Source organism: Pseudoalteromonas gelatinilytica, from assembly GCF_001641615.1.
Lineage (GTDB): Bacteria > Pseudomonadota > Gammaproteobacteria > Enterobacterales > Alteromonadaceae > Pseudoalteromonas > Pseudoalteromonas gelatinilytica.
This window is the reverse complement of sequence record NZ_LRRU01000013.1, coordinates 1-22687: the sequence shown is the minus strand read 5'-3', so window position 1 is coordinate 22687 and position 22687 is coordinate 1. Positions and strand designations below refer to the sequence as shown.

14 protein-coding genes and 1 pseudogene are annotated in these 22687 nt (G+C 41.2%); 8 read left to right on the top strand and 7 right to left on the bottom strand.

All coding sequences use genetic code 11. The features are described 5' to 3' along the window. Positions 1–203: 203 nt before the first annotated feature. Positions 204–920 (bottom strand): enoyl-CoA hydratase/isomerase family protein, encoded by a 717-nt coding sequence (locus tag NH153_RS05840; RefSeq protein WP_063701973.1) that lies wholly within the window; start codon positions 918–920, stop codon positions 204–206. A gap of 205 nt (positions 921–1125) precedes the next feature. Here NH153_RS05840 and NH153_RS05835 point away from each other — a divergent pair, with 205 nt between their 5' ends. Then, positions 1126–1899, top strand: coding sequence for a sulfite exporter TauE/SafE family protein (locus NH153_RS05835; RefSeq protein ID WP_063701971.1), 774 nt, complete (start codon positions 1126–1128; stop codon positions 1897–1899). Here the strand turns inward: NH153_RS05835 and NH153_RS05830 are convergent. From NH153_RS05830 to mnmC, 4 genes are all read right to left on the bottom strand, one after another. After that, entirely contained in the window at positions 1889–3367 is a 1479-nt protein-coding gene (locus NH153_RS05830; RefSeq protein WP_063701968.1) for a methyl-accepting chemotaxis protein, read from the bottom strand. The two genes, NH153_RS05835 and NH153_RS05830, sit on opposite strands and share 11 nt — an antisense overlap. Positions 3368–3374: 7 nt before the next feature. Next, complete coding sequence (locus NH153_RS05825) at positions 3375–4211, bottom strand: substrate-binding periplasmic protein (RefSeq protein WP_063701965.1); 837 nt, start codon at positions 4209–4211, stop codon at positions 3375–3377. A 93-nt stretch (positions 4212–4304) separates the two neighbouring features. Then, positions 4305–4940: an SDR family oxidoreductase gene (locus tag NH153_RS05820; protein ID WP_063701963.1), complete on the bottom strand. Its 636-nt coding sequence runs from the start codon at positions 4938–4940 to the stop codon at positions 4305–4307. A 126-nt stretch (positions 4941–5066) separates the two neighbouring features. Beyond that, entirely contained in the window at positions 5067–7115 is a 2049-nt protein-coding gene (mnmC, locus tag NH153_RS05815; protein ID WP_063701961.1) for a bifunctional tRNA (5-methylaminomethyl-2-thiouridine)(34)-methyltransferase MnmC2/FAD-dependent 5-carboxymethylaminomethyl-2-thiouridine(34) oxidoreductase MnmC1, read from the bottom strand. A 180-nt stretch (positions 7116–7295) separates the two neighbouring features. On the opposite strand from mnmC, the gene fabB reads away from it, so the two are divergent. The 4 genes from fabB to NH153_RS05795 all read left to right on the top strand — a co-directional run bounded on the left by fabB (position 7296) and on the right by NH153_RS05795 (position 15708). Next, positions 7296–8510, top strand: coding sequence for a beta-ketoacyl-ACP synthase I (gene fabB, locus NH153_RS05810; protein ID WP_063701958.1), 1215 nt, complete (start codon positions 7296–7298; stop codon positions 8508–8510). A gap of 188 nt (positions 8511–8698) precedes the next feature. Then, complete coding sequence (locus NH153_RS05805) at positions 8699–9820, top strand: 4-phosphoerythronate dehydrogenase (RefSeq protein ID WP_063701956.1); 1122 nt, start codon at positions 8699–8701, stop codon at positions 9818–9820. Positions 9821–9852: 32 nt separating this feature from the next. Next, on the top strand, positions 9853–10869 hold the full coding sequence (locus NH153_RS05800) for an aspartate-semialdehyde dehydrogenase (protein ID WP_063701954.1): 1017 nt from the start codon (positions 9853–9855) through the stop codon (positions 10867–10869). Positions 10870–11190: 321 nt separating this feature from the next. Continuing rightward, a complete protein-coding gene (locus NH153_RS05795) occupies positions 11191–15708 on the top strand; it encodes a FimV/HubP family polar landmark protein (RefSeq protein ID WP_063701952.1) in 4518 nt (1505 codons plus the stop codon). 64 nt (positions 15709–15772) lie between these two features. Here the strand turns inward: NH153_RS05795 and NH153_RS05790 are convergent, their stop codons facing one another. Together NH153_RS05790 and NH153_RS05785 are read right to left on the bottom strand one after the other, a co-directional pair. Beyond that, positions 15773–17398 carry a M28 family metallopeptidase gene (locus NH153_RS05790; protein ID WP_063701951.1) on the bottom strand — a complete coding sequence of 542 codons (1626 nt, stop codon included), beginning with the start codon at positions 17396–17398 and terminating at the stop codon, positions 15773–15775. A gap of 127 nt (positions 17399–17525) precedes the next feature. Then, a complete protein-coding gene (locus NH153_RS05785) occupies positions 17526–18545 on the bottom strand; it encodes an MBL fold metallo-hydrolase (RefSeq protein WP_240494355.1) in 1020 nt (339 codons plus the stop codon). Between the two features lie 175 nt (positions 18546–18720). On the opposite strand from NH153_RS05785, the gene NH153_RS05780 reads away from it, so the two are divergent. The 3 genes and pseudogenes from NH153_RS05780 (at position 18721) to NH153_RS05770 (ending at position 22543) form a co-directional block, all read left to right on the top strand. Next, positions 18721–19314, top strand: a complete 594-nt coding sequence (locus NH153_RS05780) for a TetR/AcrR family transcriptional regulator (protein WP_063701947.1) — start codon at positions 18721–18723, stop codon at positions 19312–19314. Positions 19315–19538: 224 nt separating this feature from the next. Further along, positions 19539–21914 (top strand): annotated as a pseudogene (locus NH153_RS05775) (exonuclease domain-containing protein). A gap of 8 nt (positions 21915–21922) precedes the next feature. Next, positions 21923–22543 carry a hypothetical protein gene (locus NH153_RS05770; RefSeq protein WP_058584966.1) on the top strand — a complete coding sequence of 207 codons (621 nt, stop codon included), beginning with the start codon at positions 21923–21925 and terminating at the stop codon, positions 22541–22543. Positions 22544–22687: the final 144 nt, after the last annotated feature.

Below are 22687 nucleotides of genomic sequence, written 5' to 3'. Positions count from 1 at the left end.
TTTGGTTTTAAAATACGCAATATTTATGGTGCAGCTAGAAATTTTTTAAAGATATTTAGTTTCTTTTTATTAGATCTAATTTAAATACTTTACGGGTTTGGTTTTAGAACTTTAAGTTGTTTTTGTATTACTGCTAGTTACTTTGTGTAATTTTTGGTGCCTTCAACTTGAAGACACCTTTGTCCAGTAACAGCGTTTGTTTCCTAAACAATCAACTGAACGGCATCAATAATCGGTTTGTTTTCTATATCAATGGTGTCGATGATGTGTTTGTGTAGGCGCTTTTTGTGCTCGGCGAAAATTGCGCGTTTTTTATCGAACTGGCTGGCAAATTCGAGGGCGGTATTAAATAAAGCTTCTTTGTTTGGGCAGGCTTGTTCAATAACATGATCCGTGGCAAGTTCGCCTGCGGTAACGCGGCGGCCTGTTAGCATCATCTCGTTAAAACGATAGTCTGGAATAGCTTTTTTAATGAAGGCGAGCATGCCCGGTAAAAACGGGATTGATAAGTCAACTTCTGGGAAGCAGAAAAAACCACGGTCGCTTTGCATAAACCTAAAATCACAGGCGCACGATAAAATTGCACCATTACCAAACGCGTGGCCATTAATTGCTGCAATTACTGGCATTGGGAAGAGTAATAGGCGTTTAAATACCGCATCCATTGAGTGCATAAAGCCACTTACTTCAGCAAATTTTTGTGTTTTTAATGCCGGCATAAGCCAATCGGTATCTATGCCCAAACTCCATGATTTCTCGCTGCTTGAAGTGATCACGAGTGCTTTGTGTTCAGGATTACGTTCGATTTCGTCAAGGCAAGTTAAAAAAGCCTCTGCAAAAGCAGGATTATGGCGATTTTCAGCTGTTGTCATAGTTAAGATAGCAACAGATCCTTGTGTACTTACATTCATCAGTGTCATGCTGTGCCTTCAATTTTATTGTGTTATGGGCATAGTTATATACCATCGGTTTAACAAAATAAACAACAAGTCTGACCAGTTGTAAATTTAGGGGCACTTCTCTTTTGGTTGATATGGTCTTTTAGTCGAAACTATTTTCCAATATATCGCTAATAGTGGTGAGTCATGGTAGCGTTATATCAAACACACTATTTAAAGCGTAACAATGGATTTGATCAGTTGGCAGTTTTTGAGTGGAGATTTATTAAGTCCGATCAGCACAATCATGCTCATTGTGGTTGCGGGCTTTACTTCAATGATTTCAGCAGCTTTTGGTGCGGGTGGCGGATTAATGCTGCTGGTGATCATGGCATCTATGCTTCCTATGAGTGTGGTTATTCCTGTCCATGGGTTAGTGCAGTTAGGCTCTAATGCAAACCGCTTTTTGTTCACGTATAAACATATTGATGGTGCAATGTTTGTGTACTTTTCTTTAGGGGGAGTCTTAGGTGCGCTGGTTGCCTCAACGATTGTAACATCAATTCCCCTTGAATTAATGAAAATAGTGGTCGCTGCCTTTGTGCTTTATTTACTGTGGGGTGTGACGCCAAAGCTCAGAGAAACCTCAAAGTTATGGCGCGTTCTCGCAGGGCTTTGGACCACGTTTATCTCGATGTTTGTAGGGGCAAGTGGGCCTTTGGTTGGCAGCTGCTTATATGTCAATAATTATAATAAGCTTAAATTTACCGCTACTTTTTCAAGCTGCATGACAGTACAACATACCTTAAAAGCGATTTTATATGGGACTGTGGGTTTTGCATTTTGGCAGTGGTTGCCGCTGGTTATGCTCATGATAATGAGCGGTGCTTTAGGTACTTGGCTTGGCCTTAAGTTATTGCACCGCATTTCGTCAGATAAATTTAAAAAGATTTTTCGTTTAGTGTTAACGGTGCTTTCCCTGCAACTTGCGTGGCAGGGAATTATGGCTTTTAGTATTTGAACAAACCCAGTTTAGCAACAATGCCACGTTCTAGTTCATTGAGCTGGCCTATGGTGTTATCGAGGTGCTGAGCTTCTTGCGATAGGCTCTTAGCGCCTTGGTTAATAAGCTGCATGGTATTTAAGATATCAGCGGTCACACTGGTTTGCTCTTCAGAACTTGCTGCAACGCTCTCGTTCATTTGATTAATGGTATTGATTTGTTTAGCAATATCTTTAAACACCGCTTGGCTTTTTTGATTTGCTTGGCTCACTTTATCGCTGAGTGACTTACTTTGCTCAGTTGCGGTTACACAATCAGAAGTATTGTTGTGTAGCGATACAATAATCGACTCAATCTCAGACGTTGAATCATAGGTTTTACTGGCAAGCGCTCTTACTTCATCGGCTACTACAGCAAAGCCACGGCCTGATTCACCAGCACGAGCCGCTTCAATAGCAGCATTTAGAGCCAGTAAATTGGTTTGCTCAGCAATACTTTTTATAACATCGAGCACTTGGCTAATTTCATTACTACTGGCGTTTAGTTGTTTAACTACGTTTGATGTATGGTCGAGTTGTGCAGCTAATTCATCAACCATGTTGCCATTGGCATTCATATTTTGTTCGCCTTGTTGGCATAAGCGATGTACGTCGGTTGTTTGCTGTGCAGTTTGATTGGCTCCTTGTGCAATCTCTTTGGTTGCTTCACTTAACTGACTAAGCGCATTGGTTGCTGAATCAGTGCGGTTATATTCAAGCTCGGCTTCGTTTTTAGAGCGCACAGATGCTTCGTTTACTGTGCTGGCTATCATTTCAAGCTCACTGGCTGTACTGCCTAGCTCTGTAATGATTTCTTGCACTTGCGCTATGAATCGATTGAACCCATCAACTAAATAGCCAATTTCATCATTCGATTGATAGCTAATGCGCTTTGTAAGGTCGCCTTCACCTTTGACAATTTCATCAACAAGGCTATTTACGCTATCGATTGGTTTTATCACTAACAGTCGCACGATATAAATAATCACCGCACCCAAGGCGATAAAAGAGACCAGCAAGGTAATAAACATGGTGCGTGTCGACTCAGCAATGGTGCTATGCAGTGCTTTTTGTGAGTAACCAATTTTTATGTGGCCAATTAAATTATCTAAATAGTGCAAATCAATAGTTTTGCTAACCGATACGCTATTGCTTTGTTTAGTGATAGAAGCAAGTGGCTTATTGCGATGATCTGTCACTGAAATGCTATGTACATGTTTGTTTTGCGAAAAGGCTTTAATAATCTGATTGATTAACGGCTCATCATAAGAGAATACCGGCTCGGCTAAAATAACCTGCATTTGCTCATTGAGAGCCGTGATGTCGTCTTGCCATTGTTGTGTTTGACTCGACTTTGCGAGCAGATAGTTTGCACTGATCACGAAGATCACGCTCAGTAAAAGGCACAAAGACAGTGCCAAGGTCATTTTATATTTTAATGATTTCATTGTGCGCTCATTGAAATGGGTTAAACCACAAAGGGCTATTTTTATTAGGTGTGTTCGACGATAACGTTGGGTTATCTAGCTCAATAACGCGACGCGAGCTTAAGTTGGCTTTTGATAAAACCGTTTGTACTTGGCTGTCTGCCAAAAACATGGCGTTAAATGTGCCATCAGCAATCATCTCGTTTAGCGCATCATTTAGCTGTTTATGAAGTGTGTGATTGTTTTTGTTGACGAAAAAGTAAAGTGGTGCGGTGTACTTAATCACCAAATGCGGCTCTACAGTGAGGTTAAGCTCTGAGTGATTGGCAATTTCATCCCAAGGTTCATTCACCCCACGTGGGAAGTAATCAAAGCGTTCGCCTTCAAGCATTGGGAACAAGTTAGGGTATTTTAATGTGGTAACAACGGGTAGTTGATTTGCTTTTAATATTTTCGTATCTGGCCAGGTTTTACCTTGCCCAGCGGTGAAACGTTTTAAATCTTGTAAGCTAGTTACCGAACTAAACAGTTCGCGGTTTTGTGCTTTCACTATTGCTACTCGCATGCCAAGTAAGCCACGAAATAAGGGGATATAAACGGCTTGATAATCTTGCTCTAACTGAGTGGATGTCATGCTCCACATCACATCCAGCTGGTTGTTTTTTACATCGTTTAAGATACGTGCGTTAGAGATATCTTTATTGGTTTCGTAAGGGTGAACATACTCTAAGTCAGCCCGTTCAATGGCGCTGATCAATAATTTGTGGGGAAGGGAGGTATCGCCACTGTAACTTTGAACTTTTACCGGTGCGGCAAAACAAGCCGACGTAAAAGTAAAGCAAAAAAGAAAAGCAAAATGACGCATAAAGCACCTTTGTTATTATTATGTAAACAATAAACTAAAGTGCTTTACGCGCTTTCTCAATCTTATTTCTTATGCATACGTATTCATACCTAATCAATCGCTTAGTAGGTTGTCGATTGACTTATCACCATTAAACAATTCAAACACTTGCGGTTTTTTCGGTGTACGTTCAGCAAGGTATAGCAGGGTATCTGCTACATCTTCACGGTTGATCACCGCATCTCGGCGCGTTGCAGGGCGCGTGGTGGTTAATAGCCCCGTTGCTGCATCATTTAATAGCGTGCCAGGTCTGACAATGCTGTAATTTAATTCGCTATTGATTAAATGTTGGTCAGCCATATGTTTTGCAACTAAATATGGTTTTATAGTGCTTTCAATATTATCTGGGGCATCAGCACCAATAGAGCTGACCATAATAAAGTGCTTAACCTTGGCATCTACCGCATAATTAATCGCTTTGACTGCGGCCCATAAATCAATCAGTAAGGTTTTATCTGCACCCGTAGCGCCGCCAGAACCCGCGCTAAAAATCACTTGATCAACACCCTCGAAGGCACGACTAAAATCGTTTTCGAGGTCTTGCTCTACAATCGTTAAATTATTACTTTCAAGCGCACTCAGCTTGTTTTTGTTTCGAACTAAAGCTACTACATCATGACCGCTTGCCAGCATTTTTTCGGTGGTCATTTTACCTATTTGACCCGTTGCGCCAATGATTAAGGTCTTCATATCAAACTCCTTCTAATTGCTGTGTTACTAAAGACCTTGGGGTGTGAATTTATTTTTAAAGGGGAAACTAAAAACGAAATTGTAATCAAGAAAAATAACGGGGCTAATTAAAGCCCCATCCAATCCTTAAATTTTATTGCGAATTAGGTCGCGAACAATAAAACGGCCGGGGTGGATAGCTTGGCTCACGCGTTCGCTAAATGGTCTTGGTTCATTGTTTAAACAAGCAATTAAATGCTCAGCACATAGAGGGGCACTGCACAGGCCTCTTGCGCCAAAGCCAGTGAGAAGATGCAAGCCTTGCTGAGGTTTCGATAACGTTTGGTACTGATAACGCTTACCTAAGCGTAGATTAGCAAACGCACTTACATAATCACTTTGTTCAGCCCACTCACCAGCCATAGGTAGATGGTCGATGAAGGTACATCTTACAGCTGCTTTTGCCGCTGTTATTTCACCTAAGGTCGTTGCAAACTCGCTGTCTGTGTAAAAACTTAAAAGTTGTTCGCGATTGGTATGGTTGTCTTGCTCTTTAACTTCACGGCTTTTTGAGTTTTTTTCAAAGGTCGCGCCCATACAATGATGACCCTGATATTCAGGAGTAAAATAGCCCTTATGGCAAAGCACTGTCTTTAGGCGTTTTGACTGCTCGCTTGCTTGCACATGCGAGACTTGACCGCGCACACCCACAACGGGCAGTGTCTGAGTTTGGCTAAACTGGTCACTGTGTTCACCTGCACAATTAATCACATCGCTAAATGGTCCGAATGTTTGCTCTTTTGTGTGTAATAACCAGCCATCAGCGGTTTTCTCGAGCTTTTCAATATGGCAATTAAAGTGACTGTCCATTTTATTACTGGTAGTTGCAGTTAACGAATTTGCTGCATTAAAGAGCGCTGTAACCAGGGCTGGTGGATTTACCCAGCCGCCTTTTGCAAAGAACACACCTGAATAACCCGTTTCCACGCCGGCAATTTCGTCGCCTTCTTCGGCGCTTACATTACGCAATAATTCAGCTGGCCAAAGTTCTTTATCGGCAAGGTTTTGATGTTTATCAGCTAGGCCTTGTTTAACCGCATGTTGTAATACACCACACCACTGGTGGGGGTAGTCAAAACCATCATCAAGTAATTGTTGGTAAAGACGCATCGCATATAAAAAACTATGAGCAAACATTTCACTGTGCGGTGAGTTCTTCGCTTGCAAATGCGGATAAACAGCCCCTTGTACATTGTGAGAAGCGCCCATGGCAAGCGCTTCATCTTGGCAAAAAAGCGTGGCTTTTAGGCCTCTTTTTGCCAGTGAATACAGTACACTGCTACTGGCAATACCACCGCCAATAACAGCCACATTACTCAATTCACTTTGCTGATGAGCAAAATAGGCAGGCCCTGATTGTTGCTCATTAGGCTCAGTTAGCTCGCCAATCAGCATTTCGCGTTTTTTACCATAGCCTTTAGCTTTACTCATGCTAAAGCCTGCTTCGATGAGTCCTCTTCTGACAAAGCCTGCGGCCGTAAAAGTGGCGAGTGTGGCATTTGCTCTAGAGATAGCCCGCATTTTGTTGAACAAACTCTGTTGCCACATATCTGGGTTTTTGCTTGGAGCAAAACCATCTAAATACCACGCATCGACAACTCCTTCATTTGGGTAACTCATGGCATCAATGCTGTCTTGTACGTCACCAAAATAAAGGTCGAGTACTAGTTTGTCGCCAGCAAATTCAAGGCGATGGCAGCCGGCCAAATTAATTGGGTATTGAGCAATTAGTTGCTCACTATATTCAGTTAAATTAGGCCAGGCTTTGAGTGCTTGAGCGAGGTCATCACGCTTAATAGGGAACTTTTCAAAAGAGATAAAGTGCAGGCGGGTAACACTTTTTTTACCACTATGGTCGTGTTGATTTTGAACTTCTTGCTCTGCATGCTGCCTATCAAGGTGAGCTGCAAAGTGTTGCCATGTATTTAAAAAGTTAAGCCCGGTACCAAAGCCTGTTTCAGCAATTGCAAAGTGGTTACGGTCATGATTTTGTAATCGTTGCGGGATATGGTTTTGTTGATAAAACACATAATGTGATTCGGCTAAGCCATCATCATTAGAGAAATAAACATCGTCAAACTGATCGGCGACAGGGGTACCAAGGTGATTAAAATGAATATGTGCGTTTTTGATCATGGTTTAACTAATTAACTACAAACTTTTTTTCATTATTTTACGTGTTTTCTTTGAAATAGTCTGGCGTTATTTATAAGCTAGACATTCAGAGTACATGTGTACGCTAGAAAGCTGACCACTTCGAGAGTAATTTCAGCGTAAAATAGAACACAATTTAGTATAGAGCTAAGGTAATTACCCATGAGAAGAGCCGTTATTACGGGCATCGGTGTTGTTTCAAGCATCGGTAACAACAAAGAAGAAGTATTAGAATCATTAAAACAAGGCCGTAGTGGTATCGCGTTCAACCAAGAGTTTGCTGACTACAACCTACGTAGTAACGTATCTGGCAAAATCGATATTGATGTTAAAGAGTTTGTTGATCGTAAAGCAATGCGCTTTATGGGCGATGCAGCGGCATACGCTTATATCTCTATGGCACAAGCGATTGAAGATGCAGGCCTTAGTGAAGATCAAGTTTCAAACGAGCGCACTGGTTTATTAGTGGGTTCAGGTGGTGGTTCATCTAAGTGGCAAGTTGAAGCCGCTGACATTTTACGTGAAAAAGGCGTAAAACGTGTTGGTCCTTACATGGTACCACGTACTATGGCGAGCACGACTTCGGCGTGCCTTGCAACACCATTCAAAATCAAAGGTGTTAACTACTCGCTAAGTTCTGCATGTGCAACATCTGCACACTGTATCGGCCACGCGGTTGAGCAAATTCAATTAGGCAAGCAAGACGTCATCTTTGCAGGTGGTGGTGAAGAGCTTCACTGGACACTCGCAATGGAATTCGATGCAATGGGTGCATTGTCTACTAAGTACAATGAAACACCAGAGAAAGCATCACGTACCTATGATGCAAACCGTGATGGTTTTGTTATCTCTGCTGGTGGCGGTATCGTTGTTGTTGAAGAACTTGAGCATGCACTTGCTCGTGGCGCGCACATCTATGCAGAAATCACAGGTTACGGTGCAACATCTGACGGCTACGACATGGTAGCTCCATCAGGTGAAGGCGCTGTACGTTGTATGAAGCAAGCAATGCAAGGCCTTGAAGGTGGTATTGATTACTTAAATACGCATGGTACTTCAACACCAGTTGGCGATGTTAAAGAGCTTGGCGCTATCCAAGAAGTATTTGGTGGTAACTCTCCAATGATCAGTGCAACTAAGGCGATGACAGGTCATGCTTTAGGTGCAGCAGGCGTACACGAAGCAATTTTCTCGCTATTAATGCTTGAGCATAACTTTGTTGCTCCATCAATCAACATAGATGAACTGGATGAGCAAGCACAAGGTCTAAATATCGTAACTGAGCGTAAAGACGTTGAACTAAATACAGTTATGTCTAACAGCTTTGGTTTTGGTGGCACGAACGCCACTCTCGTAATGAGCAAATATAAAGGTTAAACCTCTCCAGTATTTGCTTAAAGCCGAGCAATTGCTCGGCTTTTTCATTCTCGCTTTTAATTCCAACTGAAACTCGCACCTTGAGGTGGTTTGGGTATAAATAACCCCAAAATCGTCTTAGTTGTTACCTATCCGAATACCGATAAATTCGCTACAATAGCGCCACTTTCTGCCTCTCGGACACACAAATGAAAATTCTTGCAGATCAAAATATGCCATTGGTTGAGCAGTACTTTGCCGATTTTGGTGATGTTGAGCGATTTGATGGCCGTAATCTACAACCAGAGCAGCTAGTTGGAGTCGACATTTTGTTAACTCGCTCGGTGACCAATGTAGATAAAGCCCTACTAACTCAAGCAGATAAATTAAAATTTGTGGGCACAGCAACCATAGGTGTTGATCACATTGATACCGAATTACTTGCTGAGCGAAATATCGCATTTAGCAGCGCCCCTGGTTGTAATGCCGTGGCGGTAGCTGAATATATTATTAGTAGCTTATATGCCTTGAGCCAAGAAAATGCCAGCTCATTACAGGGTAAAACCATAGGGATAGTTGGTGTTGGCAGTATAGGAAGCTGCTTACATGATAAGTTAAGCCTGCTCGGTATGAATGTGTTGCTATGTGACCCACCAAAGCATGAAGCTGGTGAACTTGCAGAACACATTGAGTTAGACACATTACTAGCTCAAGCTGATATTGTGACTTTTCACGTACCATTAGTTAAGCAGGGGCCACATAAAACCTTGCACATGCTTAATGAAACACGCTTAAAGGCACTTAAGCCTGGAATGACAATTATCAATGCAAGCCGTGGTGATGTAATTGATAACCAAGCATTGCTAGCATTGTTTGAACAAGGTGCCCAATTAGATTGCGTGCTTGATGTTTGGGAAAATGAACCCAATATACTGACTCCTTTGCTTGATTATGTGCGTTATGCCAGTGTGCATATTGCAGGGCATACACTCGAAGGCAAAGCTCGCGGCACACAAATGCTGTATCAGCAAGTGTGTGAGCTTGAAGGCATCGCAGCGCTTAAGTCTCTGGACGATTTTTTACCGGAGCCAATCAGCCACTGTGTCACACTAGGTGAAACCTTTAACCTAGACGATATAGGTCGCTTAGTGCATCTAATTTATGATGTGCGTCGTGACGATGGCATTTTACGAAGTAAATTAGCAAGCGAAGGCTTTGATAGTTTACGCAAGAATTACCCGCCACGACGAGAGTTTAGTACTTTATCGGTGGCTGCAAACAGTGCATGTGAAGGCGCATTAGCTGCACTGGGATTTAGAATTAACGAATAAAGCCATTTGCTTTATTCAAAAGAGGAAAACACATGTCGCAAAAATTTAATGTAGCCGTTTTAGGTGCCACAGGTTTAGTGGGTCGTCAAATTATCGAAACTTTAGAAGATCGTAAGTTTCCGGTAGACCAATTATTTTTACTCGCAAGCAGCCGTAGTGCCGGCGAAGAAATTCAATTTCGCGGTGAGAGCATTGAAGTAATCGATGTCGAAGAGTTTGATTTTAGCCAAGCTCATATTGGTTTATTTTCAGCAGGCGGCAGTGTCTCTGAAAAATACGCACCGATTGCGGCAGAAGCAGGCTGTGTCGTAATTGATAATACCTCACACTTTCGTAATGACTACGATGTGCCATTAATTATTCCTGAAGTGAATGCATCAAGCTTGGCGGATTTCAGAAATCGCAACATCATTGCAAACCCTAACTGCTCAACGATTCAAATGCTGGTGGCATTAAAACCAATTTATGATGCTTATGGCATTGACCGCATTAACGTATCAACTTATCAAGCTGTATCGGGTGCGGGTAAAGAAGCCGTTGATGAACTAGCCAAGCAAACAGCAAACTTAATGAATGCTCGCCCAATGGATAATGCCGTTTTCCCTAAACAAATTGCTTTTAACGTGATCCCACAAATCGACAGCTTTGAAGATAACGGTTATACCCGCGAAGAAATGAAAATGGTTAACGAAACACAAAAAATCTTAGGTGATAACAGTGTTGTGGTTAACCCTACCTGTGTTCGTGTTCCCGTGTTCTTTGGTCACAGTGAAGCGATTAATATTGAAACGCGTATGCCAGTAGATATCGAACATGTTAAACAGCTATTAAACGATGCACCTGGTGTAGAGTTTATTGAAGACTTAGCGGATTACCCAACGGCTGTGTCAGATGCAAGTGGCAACGATACTGTATACGTAGGTCGTTTACGTGCTGATATTTCGCATCCACATGGTTTAAATATGTGGGTTGTAAGTGATAATACGCGCAAAGGTGCAGCAACAAATAGTGTGCAGATTGCTGAAGAGCTAATCGCAAATTATTTATAAATCTGATGATTTAGGCTGATCTAAATTTGACAGAAAGCGGCAATTTGCCGCTTTTTTTGTGAATTCACTGCCAAATTATTGCCGCATACGTTGTAAAAGCGTATAAACTTAACGATAACAATAAAAAAGTCTCTCAGCCGCTAATATTTAAGCTATTTACTATCAAGGTGTTGCAATAGATATTGCAAGGCAACTAAGTTATAGTTTGCAGCTGGAATAGAGCTTGCAAGAAAGCATAATTAAGAATCAATTCTGCAAGAATTACTTGATGTTTAAGCAACCAAGGTTGCTGCGTTAACATTTAAAACATAAAGGATCAGCATGCGCGGTTTAGCAACACTCTTCATATTAGCGTCTGCATTGGTGGTAACACCGACATACTCTGATGAAGGCTCCACACTTAAAGGCCCTAAAGGTGTCGATTACGGTGCGCAGGGGCGCTCAATTGGTCCAATTAAGCCGACCGATACACTATGGCGCATTGCCGCTAAAATTCGTCCAGACAACTCTGTCAGTATTTATCAGGTCATGCAAGCTCTGTATGACAAAAACCCATCGTCATTTTTAGACCAAAACTTGAATCACATGCGTGATGGCGCATACCTAAAAATCCCAACGATTTCAGAGATGCGTGCGGTCAATCCGACGCTAGCAAAAGCACGTTCTGAACAAGATGATGAGCTATGGGAGAAAAAGAAAAACGGCACACTGACCACTGCTGAAATTAATGAATCGCAAAAGAAAGTAACTCAAGCTCGCAAAGTTGATGTAGACGAAGCAAAACAAGAGCTTAAACAAGAAATCAACACCATTAAAACAGAGCAGGGCACGCAATTAGTAGAGCTTCAAAAGCAGTTTAAATCATCGGTTGAAAACGTTGAAGAAATCTTAGCTGAGAACAACAAGCTCAAAAAGCAACTTACCGGTATTTCTAAAGAGCTTGAAACTGTTCGCGATCAGCTTGGCCAAGACAGTGAAATTCAAAAACAGCTGAAAGAGCTGATCACTAAACAAAATGAAATTATCGAGCAGCAAAAAGCAAAAAAGATTGAAGAGGACAGTGGGTTTAACTTTTCGAATTTACTGAGTAATCCACTTGTTCTCGGTGCATTAATGTTTATTCCTGCATTACTGATCATTGCTGCCGTTGTAATGTTTTTGAAAAAACGCAATAGCCCTAGTGATGATACGAGTGCCAGCGATGACGATGAGTTTTTACCTCAAAGCCCAACGTTTAAGGCTAATGACGATTTAGAACCTATGGTCGAAAGCGACCCTCTAGTACCTGATCCAATTGAAGACCACGATGATTTAAGTGTGCGTTTAGATGATGACTTAGATCAAGATATGCTGCCAGATGACGACATTATTTTCGACGACAGTATTGATGATAGCTTTGATGAAGATGACAGTATTTTAAACCAAGATGAGTTAGAGGGTTTATTAAGTGATGACATCGAATTTAATGATGAATCATCAACTATGGCTGGCGACGATGATGATTTAGATGCATTTTTACAGCAAGATTTCGATCAAACTGATGATGACAGTTTAGGTGATGAAATAGACCTAGATGTTGAGCAGCCACAGGCAGATTTGTCTGGTGATATTTTAAGTGCTGATGACATTGACGACCTTTTTGATACTGACGATGACTCATTAGATAACGCGAATGATGAAATGGCAGCACTTAGTGAAGAGCTGGCAGAAGATGACGCGGAAGATGATTTTGACATTGATAGCTTAATTGATGAGCAAAACAATACTGATTCTAATCAAGACGTTAATCTAGACGATATCGATGATTTACTTGATGAAAATAATGACGCATCAGCCACGAACGTTGAAGCTGAACTTATTGACGAAGATGATTTCGATATCGACAGCTTAATTGATGAAGCGCAAACCGAAGAGCCATCCTCAGATCTTAATGATGCATTAGGAAATGATGATCTTGATGATGCGCTGGATGTTGATGACATTGACTCGTTATTAGATGACGTTCAAGAAGAACAAGCGTCAGTCGAAGAACCAATTGCAGATCAACTCATTGACGAAGATGATCTTGATATCGATAGCTTAATTGATGAAGCGCAAGTAGCAGAGCCAGCAGCTGAAGAGAACGATGCATTAGAAAATGATGATCTTGATGATGCGCTGGATGTTGATGACATTGACTCGTTATTAGATGACGTTCAAGAAGAACAAGCGTCAGTCGAAGAACCAATTGCAGATCAACTCATTGACGAAGATGATCTTGATATCGATAGCTTAATTGATGAAGCGCAAGTAGCAGAGCCAGCAGCTGAAGAGAACGATGCATTAGAAAATGATGATCTTGATGATGCACTGGATGTTGATGACATTGACTCGTTATTAGATGACGTTCAAGAAGAACAAGCATCAGTCGAAGAACCAAATGCAGATCAACTCATTGATGAAGATGATCTTGATATCGATAGCTTAATTGATGAAGCACAAGTAGCAGAGCCAGCAGCTGAAGAGAACGATACATTAGAAAATGATGATCTTGATGGTGCGCTGGATGTTGATGACATTGACTCGCTATTAGATGAAGCTCAAGAAGAGCAAGTGCCAGTCGAAGAACCAAGTGCAGATGAGTTAATCGACGAAGACGAGCTTGATGATGCCCTGGATGTTGATGACATTGATTCATTATTAGATGAAGCACAAGAAGAGCAGCCTGAAGAAATACAAGAATCTGAGGAGCTTGTTGAAGCGTTAACAGAAGAGCCAAGCGCAGACGATTTAATCGATGAAGATGAGCTTGATGATACCCTTGATGTTGATGACATTGATTCACTCTTAGATGAAGCACAAGAAGAGCATCAGCCTGAAGAAATACAAGAACCTGAAGAGCTTGTTGAAGAATTAACTGAAGAATTAGCAGAAGAGCCAAGCGCAGACGATTTAATCGACGAAGATGAGCTTGATGATGCCCTTAATGTGGGTGACATTGATTCTCTCTTAGATGAAGCTCAAGATGATCAACAGCTTGAAGAGATACAAGAACCTGAAGAGCTTGTTGAAGAGTTAACTGAAGAGCTAACAGAAGAGCCAAGCGCAGACGATTTAATCGACGAAGATGAGCTAAGTGATGATTTCGATACCAATGATATCGACTCACTTCTTGACGATGTTGGTGCAGAGCCGCAAGAGCCTGAACTCTTGGATGAAGATGGCTTAGATGTTGATGACAATGATATTCAAGACATGCTTGAGCAAGATGATGAATTAGATGTGACTGATATTGATTCATTATTAGAAGAGGATTCTATTGATGAACAAGATTCAGACTCTGAAGACGAGCTTGAAGAGCTTATTCAACAAACAAATGAGCTGAAACAAGATACCGAAGCGCAAATTTCTGATTTAAGCCACGAGCAAAACATCAATACTGAGCATGATGAAAACCTGCAAGAGTCTCTTGAAGATTTAGCAGATGCGGATCAAGTAATAGATGACTTAAATGTTGAATCAGTTGCCTCAGAGTTAGTTGATGAAGCAGATGATACTGACGAAGTTGATATTGATGAGGCACTAAATCATGAATTTAACGAAGATAGCGACGAGCTATTGGATGAAGATGACAGTCTTGATGAATTTGATGATCCATCACTGAAAAGCGTCGATGAGTTATTAAGTGAAATCGGTGAAGAAGACGATTATGTCGCAGCACCAGATTGGTCAATTGATGAGCCTGAACAAGACATTGAAGAGGTTGAAATTGACTTAGGCGATGATCCGCTAGCCGATGAAGACTTAACGGATGAGTTTGATTTAGCAGGCGAAGAAGAGCCTCTGCAGCAAGATACGGTAACGCCTAGCCAAGAGTTAGAAGAGTACCCAGAGCTTGAGCTAGATGAAGCGGGTTTTGAGTTAGATGACTCTGATGAACAAGCTTCTGAAGAATTAGATGCTGATTCGCCATTACAGTTAAGCCAAGCGGAGCAAGACCTTGCAAATTCTTTAGCAGCAGGTAATGAACTTGATCAGCTAGACGATGATTTTGATGATGATATCTTGCTTGATAATGAATTCACAGAACAAGACATGCTTGATCCTGAAGATGATTTACTCTCTTCTTCAGAAAACGAAGCGCCATCAGTACAACCGATTGAAGAGCCGATTGATGCTGAAGTGGCTGATAGTAAAGACGAATTAGAGGATTTCCCAGAATTCGAATTAGACGATATTGAGCTTGATGATACGACAGCAGCTGAGCAAACAATTGCTGATTTAGAGTCAAATTTAGCCGATGAGACTGACTTGAGTGAAATGTCAGACGATGAAATCGATGATGATTTTATGGCTGACTTAACTCAAACCGACTTTGATGCGCTGTTAAATGAATTAGCAGAGCCAGACGAAGCAGATATCAGTGATGCCAGTGAGTTCGATGTTGATTTTAATGCACTGTTAAATGAAGATTTACAGGGTGAAAGCGAGCAACCAGTTGAACCTGAAGTAGAGCACATAGAAGAGGCGCAACAAGCGCAACAACCTTCTGATGATGAGTTTGTCGATATCGACTCGTTACTTGAGCAAAGTGATGATGAAGCACTCGACCATGAACCTTATGATGACATTGATATGGATGTAGGGTTAAGTGATTTTAATGATTTACTTGCCGGCGATAACCCAACTGATGTTGATGCCGAAAGTGGTGGTTACTCAGCAAAACTGGATTTAGCGCGAGCATATATCGAAATAGATGACTTTGATGCAGCGCTGCAAGCCATTGAAGATGTTATTGCCAATGGCCCAGAGGAAGTGCAAGAAGAAGCACAATCACTTAAAGCTAAAATTAACGAGTAATAAGTAAAACTAACCAATAAAAAACCGAGCTAACTAGCTCGGTTTTTTTATATCTAAGCGAAGATTATTGCTTGTCTTGTAAGCGACGAGTTTTGAAATCAGACTCGGCTTTCCACTTAGGCCAATCGCCGTTATTAGCAAGTTTAGCGGCAATATCTACGATCAGCTCAATATCCTGCTCAACACCACCCATCGACCAATCTGCTGAATAGTCGTCAGCTTCTTTGTGATATTTATGGGCGATGTAATCAGGATCTGTATCACCTAAGCTCATAAATAGTAAGCTAGGCACGCCTTGCTTAGCTAGAGAGAAGTGATCAGAGCGGAAGAACAAACCATTTTGAGGACGAGGGTCCATTTTTACATGACGACCTTGTGCTTTCGCTGCATCTGCAAGGTAGTCTTCCATTTCAGACATGTCTTTACCGTATTGTAATATGTAGTCAACGCCATCAAGTACGTTCATACCATCAATATTAAGCAGTGCGACCATTTGCTTGGTTGGTACAATTTCGCCAGTAGCGAATTGCTCAGAACCAATAAGCCCAGTTTCTTCAGCCGTAAAGTTGGCAAAGATAATCGAGCGTTTAAATGGTTTTTTCTTATGCATTTCAGTAAGAATACGGGCTATTTCTACCGTTGCTGCGCTACCTGATGCGTTATCAACAGCACCATTGTAGATTTTCACGCCTTCATCAGTTTGCTTGGTACCAAAATGATCCCAGTGTGCACCAATTACAATGTACTCATCAGGGGTTTCGCTACCTTTAAGCGTTGCAACAACGTTATGCGATTGTGCTTGAGAGATATCACTTTTCAGTGTTAGGGCTGCTTTCGCTTTTAAGTCGACAGGTTTAAAGTCTGCTTTTAGCGCGTTGGCTTTTTCAGTTTGATAATCAAGACCCGCTTGAGCAAAAATTTCATTTGCTGCTTGTTCATCAATCCAGCCCATTACAGGGATGTCAGAAGCGTTTTTATCTTGGTCGATTAAGGTATATTTACTACCCGTGTTCGAGCTTTCTACAACACCCCAAGGGTATGCGGCAGGAGCTGTTTCGTGAACGATAAATACCGCTTTTGCACCTTGGCGTGCACCTTCTTCATATTTGTAAGTCCAACGACCGTAGTAGGTCATAGCATTACCGGTGAAAAGTGCGTCGTCTTGGGTGGCAAAACCAGGATCATTAACAAGTACAATGATTGTTTTGTCTTTTACATCAATATCTGCAAAGTCATCCCAGTTATATTCAGGTGCATTAATACCGTAGCCAACGAACACTACATCAGAGCCATCAATGTTGATTTCAGGATTAATCTGCTGCGTACGGGCGGTAAAATCACTGCCAGCATTAAAACTTAAATCACCTACTTTTAAGGTCATGTTTTGATCTGGAGTGAGTTTTGCCATGGTAACTGGCTGTAAAAACTCGCCATTAAAACTGCCGCTTAAGCCGAGTTTTTTATATTCGTCGGCTAAATAGTTAATGGTCAGTGTTTCGCCTTCAGTTAAAGGGCCGCGGCCTAAGAATTCATCAGAGGCGAGGGTTTTAATATGTGAGCGTACATTGGCAATGTTAACGGCTTCATGGCTGCTTGCGCTTGTTGCATCAGCGCTTGATGTTGGTTGCTCAGAGCAACCGAATAAACCAACTGCAAGTGCCAAACTTGCATACTTAAGGTGAGTTGTCATAGTTTTTCTGGTTGATTGCACAGGGTTTCACTATATGGGACGAGAAGGGGGGCTGTCCAGAAAGAGTCTACAAATAACTAATTATTCAGGATGAAAGGATAATAATGCACCTTTCACCCTGCCAATTTTACCACCACGCTTTATCAATCGCGGTATCTTGAATCTTAAAAACCTCTCCAACTAGCGGAGTACTCAGTGATACTTGCTCCTGTCCTGCTTTTTTAGCGACACGTTTAAGTGGGTCATACCAAGCATGAAAGGCGAGATCGAATGTTCCATTATGCACTGGCACCATTACATCACCTTGTAAATCGAGATGGGCTTGCACTGATTGCTCTGGTGTCATATGAATGTCAGCCCAATCTTTGTCGTAAGCGCCGGTTTCAATAAAGGTGATATCAAATGGCCCATAACGATGACCAATTTCTTTAAAGCCAGCAAAATAGCCAGAGTCACCGCTAAAATAAAAGCGCTTGTCATTTACTTTAATAGCCCAAGAGCCCCAAAGGGTTTTATTACCGTCTGTTAAACCTCGACCAGAGAAGTGCTGGGTTGGTGTAAATACAATTTGGCTATTAGCTATATTTTGCTCTTGCCACCAATCAAAACTATGCACTTTTTGTTCATCAACGCCCCATTTTTTCAGGTCGTTTTCGACTCCTAATGGCACATAAAAAGAATCTGTTTTATCAACAAGCTGTTTAATTGCTGCTTTATCTAAGTGGTCATAATGGTTGTGTGAAATAAACACCTTGGCAATATTAGGTAACTCTGCAATGCTGATAGGTGTTGGCTGAAAGCGCTTTGGACCCATGAATGAGAAAGGCGAAGCGCGCTCTGAAAATACTGGATCAAATAGCCAGTATTCGCCATACACTTTCGCTAAAATAGAGGAGTGACCTAGCTTTACAAAATGCACTGTGTCATTTGATAAACGCTCAAGCTGAGCGTGAGAAACAGAATGCATAGGCAGCTCGCCCTTTGGCTCTGCATCAATTTTCTTTTCAGTAATAAAGCGTTTGAAGATACCTAGCGTTTTCTTAAAGCTGGGTCTTTCTACTTCAGCACTATTGTGGAACTTGCCATCAGATAATTGCGCAGAGTGGCTGTTATCACTCACGCCTTCAGCGGCTAATTGATTATTCATAATAAACACTCCTATCACGATGCATAGAGTGGCGATTGCGAGCCATTTTAGAAATTTCATATCGTCACCATAAGTAAACTACACGGTGTAGTTTTTCATGGTTTGCTATAAAAGTAAACTATCTAGTGCATTTTTTATTTTTGCGTTACACTAGTAACCCTTATCGGAGGGGTCCATGAAATTATCACAGAGAAAACGATTAGATATTTTGAATGCAGCTGAAACATTGTTTTTTCAGCAGGGTGTTGAGCATACAAGTATGGATCAGGTTGCAAGCTTAGCGGGTGCCTCAAAGCGCACCGTATACAATCACTTTGAAAATAAAGATGTGTTGTTTCAAGCTATTCTAGTGTTTATGTTTGAAAAAGTTCGCCAAGAGCAAGCGGTGGTGTTTGATGCTGCTTTGCCAATTGCTGAGCAATTAACACGCATTGCTGAACAAGAAGTCACGTTACTCACCTCTGAAGAGTTTTTAAAAGTAGCGAAAGTCGCTTTTATGCAAATGTTACAGCAACCTGATTTAGCAAAATCATTAGCCAGTAATAACATGGGCTGTATGCAAGATCTGGTGGCGTTTTTAGAAGCGGGTGTGCAAGCGCAGGTGTTAACGATTGATGATGTTGAGTTTGCGGCAAAACAGTTTGTTTATCAGTTAAAGTCGCTGATCTTTTATCCGTTGCTGTATGGCTTTGAGCGTCAAGAAGGTGACTCAGACAACAAAGTGATAAGCGAAACCGTGAAAATGTTCTTAGCGCGTTATGGGCGCTGATATTTTGGAATATAAAAAAGCCCGCTTAATGCTGGGCTGATACTTTATTAGGGATCTACATATGTAGATCCCTTTTTATTTATGTACATAAAATCATAGGGTTAACATTAAAACTTACGCAAAAAAAACATTCGCGAGCAGATGTATTTTCTATATATTCAATAGCTTAAGTAGTTAATTGAAATTTTTCTAATTATTACTAGAATTGATCGCTAGGGGGATCAATGGACAGAGTAGTAATAATAGATACAGAGACAACTGGCTTGTCTCCACGCAAGGGCAAGCATCGCATTGTTAACCTTGCTGCCGTAGAAATAATTGATGGCGATATCACAGGCAGCATCTTCCACTACTTCTAAAACCCTGAAGGTAAGAAGAGTACGTCGGAAGCCCACGCGGTACACCAAATTGAAGATTCATTTTTGCTTGATAAGCCAACGTTCTGCCAAATAGCTGAAGAATTTCTAGAGTTCATAGATGGTGCACGACTTTCCTTTTACAATTCAGAATTTGATGTTGATTTCCTGCAATCAGAAATTGATCGATGTGGACTAGATATTGTCTTCAATAGAGATTACGACGTATCTTGCTTGATGAGGGATTTTGCCAATAGGGAAAACTATGGGAAATGGGTCAAATTAGATAATGCTTGCATACGTTATGGTATAGACATTACTGAAAGAAAATCACACGGTGCCGCAATAGATGCCTTTATTACAGCGGAGCTGTACCTGAAGTTTCATTATTCGAGTGACAAACCACTTGCGAAGACACCGCATCAAAATGAACGTGTCGAGCCTACAGCCTTTCCAATCCCAAGAGCCTACAAAGATCCTATCACTGGTAAAGCTATTCAGCTTAACTACTGTAAGAACCCAAACTGCCGAAACTATGGTGTAGCCGCACTTAATCCCAAACGCAAAGCTGATGGCTCTATAATGCGAGGGTTAGGTAATGATTATAGGTTTACTAAAACAAAGATAGGTCGCGTGTTAACTTGCATCATCTGCGGCACAAGTACAAAACTGATAAACAACAAAGCTTTCGTTGAAGAGTCAAATAGGCAAAAGCAAATATTTTCCAATAAAGAGATTTGTTGCCCTGATAAGAAACTTGAAACATCACGACGACGAACTAGGCCATGTCGAAATGCGGTGGTAAATTGGTTAGATAAGCCTAAGCGTTACACCTTAAGAGGCACAGTACCGTCAACAGTAGAGTCATTGAAGTATCGAGAAGCCCAAAGGATTGAATGCAATGCCTGTCACAATCCTTTCAACGTACCGTTGAACGCTGAGTATGGTCAAAAGAGAGCTGATATCAATGGAATATTGTTCAGAATGCTTATTAACAAAGGTATCGTCAACAGAATGGAAGAAATTTTGGATGTGCCTATCACTTTAATTTACCACCGTATCGAGTTTTTCTTTAACCAGTGTGTTGAGTTTGACCGTTGGCACATACAGAACAACATTCAGGCTTTAAAAGGCAAAACCCTAGAAGTTAGTATGGACAGGCAGCACTACCTGTCTAACTGGAGTGATAAGAAGGACAGTCGCCCTACGAAACTGGTAAATACTTCAACGGTAGACAATAAAACTCGATTTGTATTTGCTAGTACAGTTAACTTCGACACCACCTCAGACTGGGAAGTAATTAAAAGAGACATTAGCAGATGTAGTGATCTTAAGAAGCCTGAACACAAGAGAAGGTATGGTCAGTACGTTCTATCCAATCAAGAAGTCGAAACTGATGACGTTGATGATACCCTGCCTCTGAAAGCACCAAATAAAAATTTACTAGTGCAACAAACTTATTCTCTCATGGCACACCTTGAAGTGATAAAACAGTACGTAAATGAGGCGCGTTACACTCGTTTATTCGCAGATGCCGACGAAGGCTTTGAACTTGGTATTGGGTTAGTGATGAAAGAACAGATTGCGGCCAGCAAACTCTACCCTGTGCTTGTAAAAGCAGAAAGGAACAATGCCAGCCAAATGCAAGACAAGCGTGCCTGGTCAGAACAAGTTCTTCTTAAGCATGGGATTACTATGAGCGACATAAAGAGGGCCAAAGTTGATAGAGAAAAACTAGCTCAAATATCGCAACAATATTGGGCTGCCGAGATGCACAAACGTACTATTGAATCAGGATCGGCTAAATCAGAGTGGTTAGTTCATCCATTTCCTAAATCTAGACATTCTGTTCAAGTAAAACCATTAGTAGGCTTTCATGGCGCTATATCTGTTAGCCAAACGCTATCTGAGAATTTGTTAGATGTATCTACATATGGAGTTGATAACTACTTTCAAATGATACGCCGCCGAATCAATATGTTCGAGCGACCAATAACATCAGCCACAAACAGTAAACGATGGAATGGCTACGCTTCATACAACCCTAAATGGGCGGTTATGATTATTGAGATATTGAGGGTCTACAACAACTACGTATTGACCGACGAAAAGTCACTTAAAAACAAAGGACTGTATCAGGAAGCAACAACACCAGCTCAAAAGCTTGGCATTACAGATAAGAAATATACAATAGAAGATATTCTAGACTTTACAGTCGCGAGCAAAATTAAAAACTTACAATAAGGAAGTCAATGATTAAAGGAATAGAGAACAGAGCTAAGCTAGCTGTCGGGGTGTCGGCATTCGCTATATTAATAATGGCATTTCAATGGTCAATCATTGATTGGATAACTCCTTTCTTGATGATGCCGTTGATGCTTGTGGTATTTATTGTCTTTTTAACGGGACTCGGTTTTAGCATTTCATGTCTTTTTAAGTTCAAAGAAATTAGGTGGTTGGCAACAATTCCCTTAGCAGTCCAATTGGTTGCCCTTGCTGTACTAGAGTTTGTTCCGTTTACGAAGCTCTGGATAAATGCAGATTTCCACTTATATGAATCTCAACGTCAAGAAGTCGTCGCAAGGGTTTACTCTGGCGAGCTTGTCTCTAATGTACAACATAATTCATCGTTAATAGCACTAGGCTCTGAGTATTCAAAAATATCAATGGGCGGAAATGAGATTGTGGTTCAAGATATCGACGGTTCGAAATACGTTTTCTTCTACACCTTTAGAGGGATATTGGACAACTATTCTGGTTTTTTATATGTCCCTGACGGCGGCGACCCAAGGAGCTATGCGGATTTAGATGAAGAAGATGTAACTCAAATAATAAAATACGCAGACAATTGGTACTACACCTCACACCATTAATTACAGTAGACCTACTAACCTATTGTTTTTAATGAGGATATACCTGCTCTCGAATGTAATTTTCGACATATCTTGATGGCTAAGCATTTGATTTCACGTTGAAATAAAAAAGGGATCTGAGTATTCAGATCCCTAATAAAGTAT